We start from the raw sequence: 16990 nt of genomic DNA on the forward strand, positions 1-16990 counted from the left end.
AGGCCGCTTTGGCGGCGTCTGGGAACGATGCCCTTGTTTTCGCACTACAACCGCCTGGTAGCGCTGGTGCTGCTGGCTAACGTCGGGGCGCTGGTGTACGGAGTGACCGTCGGTCAGTGGTGGCCGGCCTCGGGGATTGCGTTGGAGGCATTGTCGCAGCTGGTGTTGGCGAATCTGTCGATGGCGATCCTGATTCGTCAGCAATATGTGATCAATCTGTTGTTCTGGCTGGCGACCCGGGCCCCGACGAGCTGGCCGTTGGCGATTCGTCGTTCGCTGGCCAAGGTCTACCATTTCGGTGGGCTGCACAGTGGCGGGGCGATGGCTGCGATTGCCTGGTTCGTGGCACTGCTCGGCTCGATGATCTGGCAAAGGACCCAAGGGGTGGCTGGGGTTTCGCTGACGTTGCTGACCATCAGCGCCGGGCTGCTGGGATTGTTGCTGCTGATGGCGATCATGGCGTTGCCGGGAATTCGTTCACGGTTTCACAACGCTTTCGAGCGCACCCACCGGTTCGCCGGTTGGGCGGCGCTGCTGCTGTTCTGGGTCATGACGCTGGTGTTTGCGCGGGACAGGAATCCTTCGGCAGACCTGGCGCAGGTCCTGTTGACATCCGTTTCGTTCTGGATGCTGCCGATCCTGACACTCAGCATTGCCTTGCCTTGGTTGCGCCTGCGCAAGGTGCCAGTGACGCTGGTCAAACCGTCATCGCATGCAGTGATTGCCCGGTTCAATCACCTCACGCCGTTCGCCGGATCTTCCACCGCCATCAGTCGCCATCCGCTGTGGGAATGGCACTCGTTTGCCAACATTCCTGCACCTGACGAACAGGGTTTTCGCCTGATCATTTCCCGGGCCGGCGACTGGACCGGGCAGTTGATCGAGCAGCCGCCAACCCATGTCTGGGTCAAGGGCATCACCACGGCAGGCGTCGCCCATATCGAAACCCTGTTCAAGTCAGTGGTGTATGTCGCCACCGGCAGTGGCATTGGCCCTGTGCTGCCGCATCTGTTGGCGCGGCAAGTGCCGATCCACCTGATCTGGTCTACCCGCAGCCCGCGCGCGACCTATGGTGATGCGCTGGTGGAGGAAATCCTGCAGGCACAACCCGATGCCCATATCTGGGACACCGACCGGTTGGGCAAACCGGATCTGGTGGCGCTGGCGTATGCCGCCGTTCGTGCCCACGGTGCGGAGGCGGTGATCTGTATTTCCAACCAGAAGTTGACCGAACGCGTGGTCGAGGAAATGGAATCCCGAGGTATTCCGGCCTACGGCGCGATCTGGGATTCCTGACAGCGCGTCGGTGTTTTCCCACTCACTTCATTTTTCAAAGAGATTGCGAATGAACCTATTGATTGAACGGTACGGCCCCGTGGTACTGATCCGCCTCAACCGCCCGCAGGCACGGAATGCGCTCGACTCATCACTGATGCGCGAACTGCTGGGGACCTTGCAACCGCTGGACAGTGAACCGGGTATCGGATGTTTCCTCATCACCGGTACCCAGGATTATTTTGCTGCCGGAGCCGATATCAAGGAGATGTACGAAAAATCCTGTCGGGAAATGATCGAGGAAGATCATTTCGCCGGATGGGATGCGTTTGCCGCTCTGCGCACGCCCAAAGTCGCCGCAGTGGCGGGATTCGCGCTCGGTGGAGGATGCGAATTGGCAATGATGTGCGACGTGATCGTGGCGGCCGAATCTGCGAAATTCGCACTGCCGGAAATCACGTTGGGGGTGATGCCGGGCATGGGTGGTACGCAACGCCTGACCCGATTGATTGGCCGTGCCAAAGCCATGGACATGATACTGACCGGTCGCACGATGTCCGCCCGGGAAGCGGAGCAGGCGGGGTTGGTGTCGAGGGTGACAGAAGCCGATCAAGTGCTGACGCAGGCCATGGACATTGCGCAGCGCATCGGCGGTTTTCCCCGCACGGCGACACGGGCCGCCCGGGAGGCTGTGGACCGAGCGTCCGAGTCGGGATTGCGTGAAGGCATTCTGTTTGAACGACGCTCGTTTCACGGCCTGTTCGCGACACCCGGGCAGAAAGAGGGCATGCAGGCGTTTCTGGAGAAGCGCGAGCCGCGTTTCGATCAGATTTAGCCCGCGGCGATTGGACTCCGACGCCACTGCATGAAAGAAACTACAGTTCAGAGGGAATAATCCTACGAGACGTGCGTCTCATAGCACCTTTCCCTATGGCCGATGGCCCTGGAGTCTTTCATGGTTGATCGCAGCTCACCGCCCGGCGGGCCTCAACACCCGTCACTGAGTGCCCCGAGCCTGGTATTGCGACTTGGCGGAATCGCCCTAGTGGTCGCCGCCCTGGCCGGGGCTTTTGCCTACGTACATGGTTCATTTGACCCACAACGCCTGACGCCGAAAGCGTTGGTCGACGTGCTGGAAAAGAACAACGGCGTGCATCCCGGCTTTCGCCGCAATCACGCCAAAGGCGTTTGCGTGATTGGGTATTTCGAGAGCAGCGGCGAGGCTCGCCCGTATTCCGTCGCGCAAGTGTTCAACGAGCCGCGCACGCCGGTGGTCGGGCGCTTTGCGCTGCCGGCCGGCAGCCCGTATGCGCCAGACAGCGCCGTACCGATCCGCAGTCTGGCGTTGCGTTTCACTCAGGCCAACGGTCAGCAGTGGCGCACCGGGATGAACAGCATGCCGGTGTTCCCGGTCGGCACGCCCGAGGCGTTCTATCAGTTGCAGCAGGCGCAATCGCCGGATCCGGCGACAGGCAAGCCGGATCCGACCAAGGTGCCGGCATTTTTTGCCGCACACCCGGAAGCCGTGCCGTTTCTGACCTGGATAAAAACGGCCAAGCCCTCGGCCAGTTACGCGACCGAAACCTACAACAGCGTCAATGCGTTCTATCTGGTGGATGCCAGCGGCAAGAAGCAAGCGGTGCGCTGGGGCATGACACCTCTGGCCCAGGACGCTGCCGGTGCGACTGCGCCTGAAGGCAGCGATTTTCTTGAGAAAGACCTGGTGCAACGTCTGGCTGAAGGGCCGCTGCGCTTTCAGTTGAACATCACCTTGGCCAACGCGGACGATCCGGTGAACGATGCGAGCAAGGCCTGGCCCGCCGACCGCAAGGTGTTGAACGCGGGCACTCTGGTGCTGGAAAAGACCCAGCCGCAGCTCAGCGGCGAATGCCGTGATATCAACTACGACCCGCTGGTGCTGCCCGCCGGCATCCAGGGTTCCGACGACCCGCTGCTGGCCGCGCGCTCGGCCGGTTACGCCGATTCCTACCTGCGTCGCACCAGCGAAGTCAGCCAACTGCCCACCGGCAAAAAGGAGGCTCGCCCATGAGCACGCAACCGACCCATTTCAACCCGCTGGCGCGCTTGCTGCACTGGTTGATGGCGCTGATGATCATCGCGATGTTGTTCATCGGTGCCGGCATGGTGACCTCCGTGTCGGCGCGGCATGAATGGTTGATCAATCTGCACAAACCGTTGGGTATCGCGATTCTGCTGCTGGTGATCGTGCGCATTGTGGTGCGACTGGGCACCCGTCAACCACCGCTGCCGGCGGATCTGCCGGGCTGGCAGGTGATGGCGGCCAAGGCCTCTCATCTGTTGCTGTATGCGCTGATGCTGGTGTTGCCGCTGCTGGGCTGGGCGATGATCAGCGCGGCAGGGGATCCGGTGATGCTCGGCACATCCCTGCAATTGCCGTCGATCGTGCCGGCGGATGCGCAGGTGTTTGCGTTGCTGCGCAAGGCTCACGGGTATCTGGCGTATTTGTTGTTCCTGACCGTGCTGCTGCACCTGGCGGCGGCGCTGTTCCATGGCTGGGTGCGCCGTGACGAGGTGCTCGACAGCATGTTGCGGGGACGCAATCGCAACTGACCGTGGACGTTAATCCGACGTGGCGAGCGCGCAGGTCTGCTCGCCACGCTGTTGCGGTGCCAGCGTTCGCCACCAGTACAGCAACGCGACGATGTTGATTCCGGCACCCAGCCAGCAGACACCCGGCCATCCTGCCCAGGCGTACATGACCGTCGAGGCGATCGCACCCAGCGCGCTGCCGATTGAATAAAACAGCATGTAGCCGGCAGTCAGTCGGCTTTGCGCCTGCGGGCGAACGCTGTAGATCATGCTCTGACTGGTGACGTGCACGGCCTGCAAGCCCAGATCCAGGGTGATGACGCCAAGCAGCAGCGCCCACAACGAAGACTGGGTCAGTGCGATCGGCAGCCACGAAACGAGCATCAGCAGCAGCGACAGACCGCTGACCCATTGCCCCAATCCTCGATCCGCGAGGTGTCCGGCTCTGGCTGCGGCCAGTGCGCCTGCCGCGCCAGCGAGTCCGAACAGTCCGATTTCACTGTGGGAAAGCGACAGCGGCGGACAACAGCGTTTGCATGACGATCAGCCGTCGGCGGTTGAGCAGGTCGCCAAGGGGCACCAGCAATAACAGACCGATGCCGTAGCCGACCTGGGTCAAGGTCATGACGATGCCGATACTGCCCGGCGACATCTCGAAGGCTTCGGCCATCGCATCCAGCAGCGGCTGGGCGTAATACACGTTGCCCACCGCGAGGCCGCAGGCGATGGCGAAAAGCAGCACGACACCTTTATCGAGCGTTGCATTTTTCATGTCCCGGTTACTTTCAGGTTTCAAGTTGAAACTTGAATGACGGTAAGTAATCCGGTTTTGATTTGCAACCTGATTGAATAAACGTCGGCGCAAAAAAAAGATCGCAGACAGGCTGCGATCTTTTGTGAAGCGCATATCAGGGGCGATCAGCGCAGGGTGTCGACCATGTCCGCGATGGTGGTCAGCACGTCCTTGCCCAGTTGCTTCGAGCGTTTGCCCGACCAGCCGGTGAGCGGGTTCGGCGCGTCGTCGTGATCCTTGAACGGCATTTCCAGGGTCAGTGACAGGCAGTCGAATTTCTGTCCGACGCTGTTGCAGGCCAGGGTCATGTTGGCCTGCCCCGGTTCGTCACGGGTGTAGCCGTATTGGGTCTGGAAGTCCTTGGTGGTGTGCTTCAGATGGCTGCGGAAGTGCTCTTCGAGTTTTTCGATCCGCGGGGTGTAACCGGGGTTGCCTTCGCAGCCAGCGGTGAATACGTGGGGGATTTCTTCGTCGCCGTGTACGTCGAGGAACAGATCGACGCCGTACTTTTCCATTTGCTGTTGTACGAAAAGGACTTCCGGACTGACTTCCTGACTGGCGTTCTGCCAGGCGCGGTTCAGGTCCTGGCCCATGGCATTGGTGCGCAGGTGACCGTGGAAGGCGCCGTCCGGGTTCATGTTCGGCACCAGGTACAGATCGGCGCTGGCCAGCAGTTTGTTCAGCACTGGATCGTCATGCTGTTCCAGGCGTTCGATCACGCCTTCCATGAACCATTCGGCCATGTGTTCGCCCGGATGCTGCTGGGCGATGATCCAGATCTTGCGTCGACCTTCGGCGCCGGTGCCTTTGCGCAGGAGCTGGATGTCGCGGCCTTCGACGCTTTTGCCGGTGGCCAGCAGTTCGGTTCCGGCCTTGGTCAGCGCTTGCTCGATCAGCCAGTCATGACGGCCGCGGCTGTAAGGTTCGAAGTAGGCGAACCAGGCGTGGGTCTGCTCGGCCTCGAGGCAGAAGCGCAGGCTGTCGCCTTCGAATTGGGTCGGAATGCGGAACCAGTTGACGTGGTCGTAGGAAGCGACCGCCTGATAGCCGGTCCAGGCTTTGTTATAGGAGGACTGGCTGGCATTGACCAGGCGAAACCAGTGTTCCTGATGGACGTGCAGACCGCTGGCCTTGAAGTGGAACCACTGGAAATGGGCGCTGCGGGTATCTGGCCGAATTGCCAGCACCGGGTTGAGTGGATTGCTGATGTCGATGACTTGGATGTTGCCGCTGTCGAAGTTGGCGCTGATGTCGAACGAAGATTTGGCCACGGTCATAATCGGTTCCTGAATATGATTTTTATGGCGGCTACTTTACACGCAAGACAGGGGTGAAACCGAGGGAAATTGCGGGTTGTGGCGGGGGGCGTCTTCCGTGACGCGGATGCAGCTTAGTAGCTGTGCGATTGATTCTCAAGTGCTAATTGGCATTACTTCGCCCCAATGTGGCCGGGGTTCGCTTGCCAAGCAATATTCTTTTGATATTATCCGCGCCATCGAATTTGCAGCACCCAAAGACTTCATTAGCCTGAAGCTACAAGCCAGAAAACTGGCAAAAAAAAGACCCGGCAAAAAGCCGGGTCAAAAACCGTGATTAGCCTGATGAGGAGATAGTCCAGAAGACCGACCTAAGGTCTCTGGTCCATCGACTGATCTCGCGACCAGTTGCTTGCAATAGTAATCATTATCATTTGCAAGTCAAATGTTTTTATCTGCGCGATTGGAAAATTCTTTCCCGTCCGTATACCTGTCTTCAGCGAACTGCGCCATCGAGCGAGTGATCAACCATCGCCCGCGCCATGTCCACCATGTGCACGACCGAAAATGCCAGATCCCGATTGACGCCCTGCAAGCTGTCCGCCGCCTTGAATGCCGTGGCTGCTGCACATCGCAGCAGGTCTGAGGCGTGGACCAGGGATTCTTCGCCACTCAGGTTGCTGTTCACGCCGAAGAAGCGTTCCTCTACATCCGGTTCTGACACAGCTGGTTTCAAGTAATAGTCCAACGCCCGTTGTGCAGCGGCGCACCCTTGCGGGGACGTGAAGGTGGTGTCCATTTGCAGGTCGGGCATGTCTTTGCTGGTGATATTCATGGTGAAAGGTCACTCCTTGGTCGATTCAAATCCGTGACCCAAGAATAGTACTATCAGTATTTGTGACCAGAATTTAAATACTACAATATGTGTTTTGCCGGCCGCAGGCGTCCACGTATGGTGCCGCACATGGATAAATGGATTGAGTTGGTCAAGGCCAAAATGAGTGAACTCAACGTCACTCAAGTCGAACTCGGCGAGCGCGTCGGCATGTCTCAGGGCGGTATCGGCCATTGGCTGAACAAGCGCCGCGAGCCCGGCATCACGCAGATGAACCGCGTGCTCAAAGCGCTGGGCATGGAGTATCTCGAAGTCGCGGTGGTGATTCGCGAGCCGCAGGTCGATGCGGATGACGAAATGCCCCTGGCGCAGAAGTACAACCCTTACTTTCGCTATCCGGTCAGCGAGTGGAATGCGCCGATCGAGGCCCGCGAAAGCCAGCCAGCGTATTCGAGTGCCAAGGACAAGCGACGTTTCGAACTGACGGATTACCACGCCCGTGGCCCGGCGTTCTGGCTCACGGTGAGGGGCAACGCGATGACCGCGCCCACCGGGCAGAGCATCGGCGAGGGGATGATGATCCTGGTGGATCCGGCACTGGAGGCCGAGCCCGGCAAACTGGTGATTGCCCAGTGGCCGGACAGCGACGAGGCGATTTTCCGCAAACTGATCGAAGAGGGCGGCCAGCGTTACCTGGTGCCGCTCAATCCGACCTGGCCGAAAGCCTTGTTCACCGACGAGTGCCGAATCATCGGTGTTGTGGTTCAGGCAACCGCCAAATACTAGTCAGATCGATCCTCGCCAGTCGTAGGATCGATCCTCCTTTCAAACCTCTTCCAGCTCGACCAGAGCGCTGCCTTCACTGACCATTTCGCCTTCCTGGCAATACAGCGCCTTGATCACGCCAGCATGGGGCGCGCGTATGCTGTGCTCCATCTTCATCGCCTCGAGCACCACCAATTGCGCACCGGCCTCAACCGATTGCCCGGCCTCCACCAGCACCCGCACGATGCTGCCGTTCATCGGCGCTGTCAGACCGCCCTGATGGCTGTGACTGGCTTCGACTGCGCTGATCGGGTCGTACGTTTCAACGCGTCGCAGTTCGCCGTCCCATTGAAGATACACAACCTCTCCACGACGAATCGCCCGCCGCTGTCGACGCAGCCCGTCGTGCTCGACCACCAGTTGCTCGCCGATCAGTTTTGCATTGCCGCCAGCACCGAGGGTAAAGGCCCGATCCTGCCCCTCGCAACTCAAATGCAGAGTGACTTCACTTGGCAGACCCGCGCGCAAACCGCTGTGAAGCGCCCAAGGCGAAGCCGGATCATCCGCCCGAGCCATCCCCGGCAGACTCTGCGCAACAGCTTGCGCCGCCGCCTGCCAGAACTCATCGCTCAGCGCAGCGGGCGCTGGCAACAGTTGCTCCTGATAGCGCGGAATGAACCCGGTATCCAGCTCGGCCGCCGCAAACGCCGGATGACCGATGATCCGCCGCAGGAAGTTGATGTTGGTCTTCAGCCCGCCAATCGCAAATTCATCGAGCATGCTGAGCAGCCGCAAACGCGCCTGTTCACGATCCTCGCCCCAGGCAATCAGCTTGCCGAGCATCGGATCGTAGAACGGCGAAATCTCGTCGCCTTCCTCAACGCCGCTGTCCACTCGGCGCCCCGCGCCTGCGGCGGATTCGCGGTACAGATCCAGGCGCCCGGTCGCCGGCAGGAAATCATTCGACGGATCTTCCGCATACAACCGAACCTCAATCGCATGCCCGTTGAGCGGCACCTGATCCTGGGTGATCGGCAGCGCTTCGCCGCGAGCGACGCGAATCTGCCAGGCCACCAGATCGAGCCCGGTGATGGCTTCGGTGACCGGGTGTTCGACCTGCAGCCGCGTGTTCATTTCCATGAAGAAGAACTCGCCGCGAGCATCCAGCAGAAACTCCACCGTGCCGGCACCGACGTAACCGATGGCCTGCGCCGAACGCACAGCCGCTTCGCCCATCGCGCGACGCAGCTCCGGGCTCAGACCCGGTGCCGGCGCCTCTTCGACGACCTTCTGGTGCCGACGCTGGATCGAGCAGTCGCGCTCGTTCAGGTACAGGCAATTGCCATGCTGATCGGCAAACACCTGGATTTCCACATGGCGCGGCTTGAGCAGGTATTTCTCCACGAGCATCCGCGAGTCGCCGAACGACGACTGCGCTTCACGCTGGGCCGAGGCCAACGCTTCAGCCAACTGGCTGACGTCTTCAACGACCTTCATGCCCTTGCCACCACCGCCAGCGGTGGCCTTGAGCAGCACCGGATAGCCGATGCGCTCGCAAGCATCGCGGAAGGTGTCCAGATCCTGAGCTTCGCCGTGATAACCCGGCACCAGCGGCACGCCAGCGGTTTCCATCAGCGCTTTGGCGGCGGACTTGCTGCCCATCGCGTCGATGGCCGAGGCGGGTGGGCCGAGAAAAATCAGGCCGGCCGCTTCGATCGCGCGGGCAAAACCGGCATTTTCCGACAGAAAGCCATACCCCGGATGAATCGCCTGAGCGCCGCTGGTCTTGGCCGCTGCGATCAGTTTGTCGATTTGCAGGTAACTGTCGGCCGCTTTGCTGCCGCCCAGATCCACGCGGATATCCGCTTCACGGCTGTGCCGCGCTTCGCGGTCGGTGGCGCTGTGCACGGCGACTGTGGTGAGGCCCAGGGCCTTGGCGGTGCGCATGACCCGGCACGCGATTTCGCCACGGTTGGCCACCAGCAGGGTGGTGAGAACAGGTGCGCTCATCAACGCGGCTCCTTGGTGGTGGTTGCGGCTAGCCAGTTCGGCGGACGCTTCTGCAGAAAGGCCCGCAAGCCTTCCTGGCCTTCCGGGCTGACGCGGATACGGGCGATGGCGTTTTCGGTGTAGCGACGCAGGGCCGGGGTCAGCGCGCCGTTGCCGACTTCACGCAACAGGTCCTTGCTGGCGCGCATGGCGGCGGGGCTGTTGAGCAACAGATTGTCGATCCATTGTTCGACTTTCTGCTCAAGTTCGGTCGCTGGGTAGCTTTCCGCCAACAAGCCGATTTCCCGCGCCCGTTGCCCGCCAAAACGCTCGGCCGTCAGCGCATAACGCCGCGCCGCGCGCTCGCCGATGGCTTGCACGACGAACGGGCTGATCACCGCCGGCGCCAAGCCAATGCGCACCTCCGACAGGCAGAACTGCGCGTCGTTGGCGCCAATCGCCATGTCGCAGCAACTGATCAGGCCCAGCGCGCCGCCGAACGCCGCGCCTTGCACCACGGCCACGGTCGGGATTTTCAGTTTGGCGAGGTTGTACATCAGCTCCGCCAGTTCCCGGGCGTCGTCGAGGTTGGTGTGGTAATCGAGTTCGGCCGATTGCTGCATCCAGGCCAGATCCGCGCCGGCGCTGAAATGCTTGCCACGTCCGCGTACCAGCAGAAAGCGCAGGCTGGCGTCGCTGGCGACCTTGTCCAGCGCCAGGATCAGTTCGCGGATCATCTCGGCGTTGAACGCGTTGTTCTTTTCTTCGCGGCTCAGCCACAGGGTCGCGAAACCCCGTGGATCGCTCTGCAATTCGAGGGTGTTGAAGTCGCTCATGAGGTTCTCCCGATCACATCCGGAACACGCCGAAGCGGCTCGGTTCGATAGGCGCGTTCAACGACGCGGACAAGGCCAGGGCCAGCACATCGCGGGTTTGCGCCGGGTCGATGACGCCGTCGTCCCACAGCCGTGCGCTGGAGTAGTAGGGGTGACCCTGCTCTTCGTACTGGTCGAGAATCGGTTGCTTGATCTCGCTTTCCTGCTCGGCGCTGAACGCTTGGCCGCTGCGTTCGGCCTGCTCGCGCTTGACCTGAACCAGCACGCCGGCCGCCTGTTCGGCGCCCATCACGCCGATCCGCGCGTTTGGCCACATCCACAGGAAGCGCGGATCGTAGGCCCGCCCGCACATGCCGTAGTTACCGGCGCCGAAGCTGCCGCCGATGATCACGGTGAATTTCGGCACCTTGGCGCACGCCACCGCGGTCACCAGTTTTGCGCCGTGCTTGGCGATGCCGCCAGCCTCGTACTTCTGGCCGACCATGAAGCCGGTGATGTTCTGCAGGAACAGCAGCGGGATGCCGCGCTGGCAGGCCAGTTCGATGAAGTGCGCGCCTTTTTGCGCGGCTTCGGCGAACAGGATGCCGTTGTTGGCGAGGATCGCGATCGGGTATCCGTGCAGATGAGCGAAACCGCACACCAGCGTCGTCCCGAACAGCGCTTTGAATTCATCGAACACCGAACCGTCGACCAGCCGCGCAATCACTTCACGCACGTCGAACGGCTGTTTGGCGTCGGCCGAAACCACGCCGTACAACTCGTCGCTGGCGTACAGCGGCGCAATCGGAGTGCGCTGCTGTACTTCGCCGAGCTTGCGCCAGTTGAGGTTGGCGACGCTGCGGCGGGCGAGGGCGAGGGCGTGTTCATCGCTTTCGGCGTAATGGTCGGCGACCCCGGACGTCTTGCAGTGCACATCGGCCCCGCCGAGGTCTTCGGCGCTGACCACTTCACCGGTCGCGGCTTTCACCAGCGGCGGGCCGGCGAGGAAAATCGTCGCCTGATTGCGCACCATGATCGCTTCGTCAGCCATCGCCGGCACGTAAGCGCCGCCGGCGGTGCAGGAACCCATGACCACCGCAATCTGCGCAATGCCCATGGCGCTCATGTTGGCCTGGTTGAAGAAAATCCGCCCGAAGTGCTCGCGGTCCGGGAACACTTCGTCCTGACGCGGCAGGTTGGCGCCACCCGAGTCCACCAGATAAATGCACGGCAGTCGGTTTTGCTGGGCGATGGTCTGGGCGCGCAGGTGTTTCTTTACGGTCAGCGGGTAATACGAGCCACCTTTCACCGTCGCGTCGTTGGCGACGATCATGCACTCGACGCCTTCCACACGACCGATCCCGGCAATCACGCCGGCGGCCGGCACGTCTTCGCCATACACGGCGTGGGCGGCCAACTGGCTGATTTCCAGAAACGGCGAGCCCGGATCGAGCAGGCGGTTGATCCGCTCACGCGGCAGCAGTTTGCCGCGCGAGGTGTGCCGTTCCTGAGCTTTCGCGCCGCCGCCCTGGGCCACTTGGGCGAGCAGGGTGTGCAGGGCGTCGACCTGTTTGCGCATCGCCGCGCTGTTGGCGGCGAACTCCGCTGAACGGGGGTTGAGCTGGGTATGCAGGATAGCCATGGACAGCTCCGTTTAGCGGGTTTCGTTGAACAGTTCACGACCGATCAGCATGCGACGGATCTCACTGGTGCCGGCACCGATTTCGTACAGCTTGGCGTCACGCAGCAGGCGGCCGGCCGGGAATTCGTTGATGTAACCGTTGCCGCCGAGAATCTGGATCGCGTCGAGGGCCATTTGCGTGGCGCACTCGGCGGTGTAGAGGATCACGCCAGCGGCGTCCTTGCGCGTGGTTTCGTTGCGCTCGCAGGCCTGGGCCACGGCGTAGAGGTAGGCGCGGCTGGCGTTGAGCTGGGTGTACATGTCGGCGACTTTGCCCTGAATCAGCTGGAATTCGCCGATGCTCTGGCCGAACTGCTTGCGGTCGTGGATGTACGGCACAATCAGGTCCATGCACGACTGCATGATCCCGGTCGGGCCGCCGGACAGCACGACGCGTTCGTAATCGAGGCCGCTCATCAGCACTTTCACGCCGCCATTGAGCACGCCGAGGATGTTCTCCTCCGGGACTTCGACGTCATCGAAGAACAGCTCGCAAGTGTTGGAGCCGCGCATGCCGAGCTTGTCGAACTTGTTGCTGCGGCTGAAGCCTTTCCAGTCACGTTCGACGATGAAGGCGGTGATGCCGTGCGGGCCTTTTTCCAGGTCGGTCTTGGCATAGATCACATAGGTGTTGGCGTCGGGGCCGTTGGTGATCCAGGTCTTGCTGCCGTTGAGCACGAAACGGTCGCCGCGTTTATCGGCGCGCAGCTTCATCGAGACCACGTCGGAACCGGCGTTCGGCTCGCTCATCGCCAGAGCGCCAACGTGTTCGCCGCTGATCAGTTTCGGCAGGTATTTGGTTTTCTGTTCGTGGTTGCCGTTGCGGTTGATCTGGTTGACACAGAGGTTGGAGTGGGCGCCGTAGGACAACGCCACGGAAGCCGAGCCACGGCTGATTTCTTCCATCGCCACGACGTGCGCCAGGTAACCCAGGCCAGCGCCGCCGTACTCTTCCGGCACGGTGATGCCGAGCAGGCCCATGTCGCCGAACTTGCGCCACAGATCGGCCGGGAACAGGTTGTCGCTGTCGATCTGCGCGGCACGCGGGGCGATCTCTTTGGCGACAAAGGACTGAACCTGATCGCGCAGCATGTCGATGGTTTCACCGAGGGCAAAGTTCAGGGATGGGTAGCTCATGGGTCACCTTTTGACTTTTTTGTAGGGTGGGGAGGGCGGCGGTTCGGCTCTCACCTTTACGTTAACGTAAGCCTGTGACGAATGGCTGTCAATCACCCTTTACGTTAACGTCAACTTGAGCGAGAGTAGAGCCAGTTCTGAGTGGTCGGAGCTGACATGGCTCCGGTCCAACACCCACTAATAAAGACAATAGGGGTCGTCATGGATCAACCCAGTGCAAACCCGCAGCGCAGCTATACCCGCGGTTCCCAGGACAAAGCCTTGCTGGCGATGACCATCGGGCAGAAGTTCGACGAGACCGTCGTGCAGTGCCCGCACGGCGAGGCGCTGGTGGTGCGCCATCAGCAGCTGCGTTACACCTGGCGGCAACTGGCCGAGGCGGTGGACGTGCATGCCAGAGCGCTGCTGGCGTTGGGTTTGCAGGCCGGCGACCGGCTCGGCATCTGGGCGCCGAACTGCGCGCAGTGGTGCATCACGCAGTTCGCCACCGCGAAGATCGGCGTGATCCTGGTCAACATCAACCCGGCCTACCGCAGCTCCGAACTCGAATACGTGCTCAAGCAATCCGGTTGCCAATGGCTGGTCTGCGCGGGTGCGTTCAAGAGCTCCGACTACCACGGCATGTTACAAGGCTTGCTGCCGGAACTGGCCGAGCAATCCATCGGCGAACTGCGCAGCGAGCGCCTGCCGGAACTGCGCGGGTTGATCAGCCTCGATCCACGGCCGCCCTCGGGTTTTCTCCCGTGGTCGCAACTGGCCGATCTGGCCGCCAGTGTCTCGCCAGTACAATTGCGTGAACGCAGCGACAGCCTGCACTTCGATCAACCGGTCAACATCCAGTACACCTCCGGCACCACCGGTTTCCCCAAGGGCGCGACGCTCAGCCACTACAACATCCTCAACAACGGTTACATGGTCGGCGAAAGCCTCGGCCTGACGGCTGCTGATCGCCTGGTGATCCCGGTGCCGCTGTATCACTGCTTCGGCATGGTCATGGGTAACCTCGGCTGCATGACCCACGGCAGTACCATGATTTATCCCAGCGATGCCTTCGATCCGTTGCTGACCCTGAGCACCGTCGCCGAAGAGCAGGCCACCGCGCTGTACGGCGTGCCAACCATGTTCATCGCCATGCTTGATCAGCCACAACGTGCCGAATTCGACCTGTCGACCTTGCGCACCGGGATCATGGCCGGCGCCACTTGCCCGATCGAAGTGATGCGCCGGGTCATCAACGAAATGCACATGAGCGAAGTGCAGATCGCCTACGGCATGACCGAAACCAGCCCCGTGTCGCTGCAGACCGGACCATCCGACGAACTGGAACTGCGCGTCACCACCGTCGGCCGCACCCAGCCGCAACTCGAAAGCAAGATCATCGACGAGGCCGGTCATCCGGTGCCACGTGGCACCATCGGCGAGCTGTGCACCCGTGGTTACAGCGTGATGCTCGGCTACTGGAACAACCCGAATGCCACCGCCGAAGCCATCGACGCGGCGGGCTGGATGCACACCGGCGACCTGGCGAGCATGAATGACGAGGGTTATGTGTGCATCGCCGGCCGCAACAAGGACATGATCATCCGTGGCGGCGAGAACATTTACCCGCGTGAACTGGAAGAGTTCTTTTTCACCCACCCAGCGGTGGCGGACGTGCAGGTGATCGGCATTCCCTGCTCGCGTTACGGCGAGGAAATCGTCGCCTGGATCAAATTCCATCCCGGCCACAGCGCCACCGAACAAGCGCTGCAAGCGTGGTGCAAGGAGCGCATCGCCCACTTCAAGACGCCGCGGTACTTCAAGTTTGTGGAGGAATTTCCGATGACGGTAACGGGCAAGATCCAGAAATTCCGGATGCGCGAGATCAGTATCGAGGAGTTGCGCAGTAACGAGGGCTGACGATTAGGCCTGTGGGGGCTTGGCTCCCACAGTGTCCAGCAGGATTTCGCAAGGGCAGACAGCACAAAGGGGAGCCGAAGCTCCCCTTTAATTTTGTCGTCGCGTGCTCTTTTTATTATTGAGGGTCGGTCTGTTGTTGTTTTTGGCAACCGTGGCCCTTTACCGCTGTTTTTGGCGACCCCCATCCGGGGTCAAGAGCAAACGTATTTTTTTGAGCGCTGATCTGCTTTCTCGTCTAGCGATCCAACCGATTCGGGAGCTACCTGAGGGTAGTTTTATTGTTCTCTGCCCGGTTGCGGGTCATTCCGAGGAATACCCTGAAAAGCACACCTTCTCCAAAAAAATCTGTTAGCTGCGTCTCTGCCGTGTTGTTTTTGTTATGTCAGAGTCGGTACGTCTTATTTTTATTGGTTTGCTGCTTTTTATTCTTGTTATGCCATAGAGATAGCAGAAGCCGTGCCAACTTTTAAAAATCCTTGTAAATCAATGACTTGAGTTTTTGGTGGGATTTTTCCTTCAGCTCAAACCAGACAATTTGTTTCCGTGTTACTCGCTTGTGCCCACGTTTCGAACTCAGCGGTAACACCGTCCCCCTCACTGTGCGCTACGGGCCTTGGCCACGCGCGAACCGGTCGGGCGACCCAGCACGGCGCTGATCTGCTGGCCGGCGGCAATCAAGGCATCGAGGTTGATACCGGTCTCGATGCCCAGGCCGTTGAGCAGGTACACCACGTCTTCGGTGGCGACGTTACCGCTGGCGCCCTTGGCGTACGGGCAGCCGCCAAGGCCGGCGATCGAGCTGTCGAACACTGCAATGCCTTCCAGCAGGCTGGCGTAGATGTTGGCCATGGCCTGGCCGTAGGTGTCGTGGAAGTGGCCGGCGAGTTTCTCTCGCGGCACTTGCTTCGACACTACTTCGAACAGCCGGCGAGTGGCGCCAGCGGTGCCGGTGCCAATGGTGTCGCCCAGCGACACTTCGTAGCAGCCCATCGCGTACAGCTCGCGGGCCACCATTGCCACTTGCTCCGGCGCGACCTCGCCTTCATAAGGGCAGCCGAGCACGCAGGAGACGTAACCGCGCACGGTAACGCCGTGCTGTTTCGCCGATTCCATGATCGGTGCGAACCGCGCCAGGCTTTCGCTGATCGAGCAATTGATGTTGCGTTGCGAAAACGCTTCGGACGCGGCGGCAAACACCGCGACTTCCTTGACCCCGGCGGCCAGCGCATCTTCAAAACCGCGCAGGTTCGGCGCCAGCGCGCCGTAGGTCACGCCGGGTTTGCGCTGGATTTGCGCGAACACTTCGGCGGAACCGGCCATCTGCGGTACCCACTTGGGCGAAACGAAACTGCCGACTTCTATATAGCCGAGGCCAGCGGCGCTCAGCGCGTCGACCAGTTGCACCTTGTCGGCGACGCTGATGGGCCGGGCTTCGTTCTGCAGGCCGTCACGCGGGCCGACTTCGATCAGGCGTACTTGGGAGGGGAGGGACATGGCGTTGACCTGTTGTAATTATCGGGAGGCTACTGCGCGACTTGCTGACTCTTGAGCGTCTGCTCCAGCGCCTGCACGCAGCGTTCTTCAGCGGTGTCGAGTTCCAGCTTCATCTGTTCGATGTCCAGCAGTTGCTGTTCAAGCTGTGCCCGACGTTCGCTGATTTTCGCCAGCATGCTGTTGAGTTGTTTGGTGTTACCGCTGGAGGGGTCGTAGAGCTCGATCAGCTCGCGGCACTCGGCCAGTGAAAAACCGATGCGCTTGCCCCGCAGGATCAGCTTCAGGCTGACCTTGTCGCGCGGCGAATAGATGCGTTCCTGGCCTCGGCGCTCGGGGCTGAGCAGGCCTTGTTCTTCATAGAAGCGGATCGCCCGGGTGGTGATGTCCAGCTCGCGGGCGAGATCGGAAATGCTGTAGGTCTGGCTGCTCATGAAAGCGCTCGCAATAAGGTCTTGGCGCTAAGCTAATGGCAGGTTGACG

15 protein-coding genes and 1 pseudogene are annotated in these 16990 nt (G+C 61.0%); 7 read left to right on the forward strand and 9 right to left on the reverse strand.

The features are described 5' to 3' along the window. Nucleotides 1–27 precede the first annotated feature (27 nt). From L6D81_RS00795 to L6D81_RS00810, 4 genes are all read left to right on the forward strand, one after another. Nucleotides 28–1296 carry a hypothetical protein gene (locus tag L6D81_RS00795; protein WP_236177505.1) on the forward strand — a complete coding sequence of 423 codons (1269 nt, stop codon included), beginning with the start codon at nucleotides 28–30 and terminating at the stop codon, nucleotides 1294–1296. Nucleotides 1297–1345: 49 nt separating this feature from the next. Next, nucleotides 1346–2110, forward strand: a complete 765-nt coding sequence (locus tag L6D81_RS00800; protein ID WP_236177507.1) for an enoyl-CoA hydratase-related protein — start codon at nucleotides 1346–1348, stop codon at nucleotides 2108–2110. Between the two features lie 120 nt (nucleotides 2111–2230). Then, nucleotides 2231–3325 carry a catalase family peroxidase gene (locus L6D81_RS00805; protein ID WP_236177509.1) on the forward strand — a complete coding sequence of 365 codons (1095 nt, stop codon included), beginning with the start codon at nucleotides 2231–2233 and terminating at the stop codon, nucleotides 3323–3325. Continuing rightward, nucleotides 3322–3867 (forward strand): cytochrome b, encoded by a 546-nt coding sequence (locus L6D81_RS00810; RefSeq protein WP_236177511.1) that lies wholly within the window; start codon nucleotides 3322–3324, stop codon nucleotides 3865–3867. The genes L6D81_RS00805 and L6D81_RS00810 overlap by 4 nt, the downstream gene beginning before the upstream one ends. 9 nt (nucleotides 3868–3876) lie before the next feature. Here the strand turns inward: L6D81_RS00810 and L6D81_RS00815 are convergent. Both L6D81_RS00815 and L6D81_RS00820 read right to left on the reverse strand, forming a co-directional pair. Beyond that, a pseudogene (locus L6D81_RS00815) lies at nucleotides 3877–4618 on the reverse strand (MFS transporter). A gap of 146 nt (nucleotides 4619–4764) precedes the next feature. Further along, complete coding sequence (locus L6D81_RS00820) at nucleotides 4765–5916, reverse strand: M14 family metallopeptidase (RefSeq protein ID WP_236177513.1); 1152 nt, start codon at nucleotides 5914–5916, stop codon at nucleotides 4765–4767. A gap of 97 nt (nucleotides 5917–6013) precedes the next feature. Here L6D81_RS00820 and L6D81_RS00825 point away from each other — a divergent pair, with 97 nt between their 5' ends. Then, a complete protein-coding gene (locus L6D81_RS00825) occupies nucleotides 6014–6232 on the forward strand; it encodes a hypothetical protein (protein ID WP_236177514.1) in 219 nt (72 codons plus the stop codon). Nucleotides 6233–6391: 159 nt separating this feature from the next. On the opposite strand, the gene L6D81_RS00830 is transcribed toward L6D81_RS00825, so the two are convergent. After that, nucleotides 6392–6730 carry a DUF6124 family protein gene (locus tag L6D81_RS00830; RefSeq protein WP_236177515.1) on the reverse strand — a complete coding sequence of 113 codons (339 nt, stop codon included), beginning with the start codon at nucleotides 6728–6730 and terminating at the stop codon, nucleotides 6392–6394. Between the two features lie 129 nt (nucleotides 6731–6859). Between L6D81_RS00830 and L6D81_RS00835 the strand changes: the two genes are divergently transcribed. After that, complete coding sequence (locus L6D81_RS00835; protein WP_236177516.1) at nucleotides 6860–7516, forward strand: LexA family protein; 657 nt, start codon at nucleotides 6860–6862, stop codon at nucleotides 7514–7516. A gap of 39 nt (nucleotides 7517–7555) precedes the next feature. Here L6D81_RS00835 and L6D81_RS00840 read toward each other — a convergent pair whose 3' ends face one another. From L6D81_RS00840 to L6D81_RS00855, 4 genes are read right to left on the reverse strand one after another with little or no spacing between them, the layout of a single operon-like run. Beyond that, a complete protein-coding gene (locus tag L6D81_RS00840; RefSeq protein ID WP_236177517.1) occupies nucleotides 7556–9505 on the reverse strand; it encodes an acetyl/propionyl/methylcrotonyl-CoA carboxylase subunit alpha in 1950 nt (649 codons plus the stop codon). After that, complete coding sequence (locus tag L6D81_RS00845) at nucleotides 9505–10320, reverse strand: gamma-carboxygeranoyl-CoA hydratase (protein ID WP_236177518.1); 816 nt, start codon at nucleotides 10318–10320, stop codon at nucleotides 9505–9507. The genes L6D81_RS00840 and L6D81_RS00845 overlap by 1 nt, the downstream gene beginning before the upstream one ends. A 13-nt stretch (nucleotides 10321–10333) precedes the next feature. Then, complete coding sequence (locus tag L6D81_RS00850; protein WP_236177519.1) at nucleotides 10334–11941, reverse strand: carboxyl transferase domain-containing protein; 1608 nt, start codon at nucleotides 11939–11941, stop codon at nucleotides 10334–10336. A 12-nt stretch (nucleotides 11942–11953) separates the two neighbouring features. Next, nucleotides 11954–13117: an isovaleryl-CoA dehydrogenase gene (locus tag L6D81_RS00855; protein WP_236177520.1), complete on the reverse strand. Its 1164-nt coding sequence runs from the start codon at nucleotides 13115–13117 to the stop codon at nucleotides 11954–11956. 201 nt (nucleotides 13118–13318) lie between these two features. Between L6D81_RS00855 and L6D81_RS00860 the strand changes: the two genes are divergently transcribed. Further along, entirely contained in the window at nucleotides 13319–15016 is a 1698-nt protein-coding gene (locus L6D81_RS00860; RefSeq protein ID WP_236177521.1) for an AMP-binding protein, read from the forward strand. 594 nt (nucleotides 15017–15610) lie between these two features. On the opposite strand, the gene L6D81_RS00865 is transcribed toward L6D81_RS00860, so the two are convergent. Beyond that, on the reverse strand, nucleotides 15611–16510 hold the full coding sequence (locus L6D81_RS00865) for a hydroxymethylglutaryl-CoA lyase (RefSeq protein WP_236177522.1): 900 nt from the start codon (nucleotides 16508–16510) through the stop codon (nucleotides 15611–15613). A gap of 29 nt (nucleotides 16511–16539) precedes the next feature. Next, entirely contained in the window at nucleotides 16540–16941 is a 402-nt protein-coding gene (locus tag L6D81_RS00870; protein WP_039767497.1) for a MerR family transcriptional regulator, read from the reverse strand. Nucleotides 16942–16990: the final 49 nt, after the last annotated feature.

It is taken from the genome of Pseudomonas sputi (genome assembly GCF_021603585.1).
In the GTDB taxonomy this organism is placed as follows: domain Bacteria; phylum Pseudomonadota; class Gammaproteobacteria; order Pseudomonadales; family Pseudomonadaceae; genus Aquipseudomonas; species Aquipseudomonas sputi.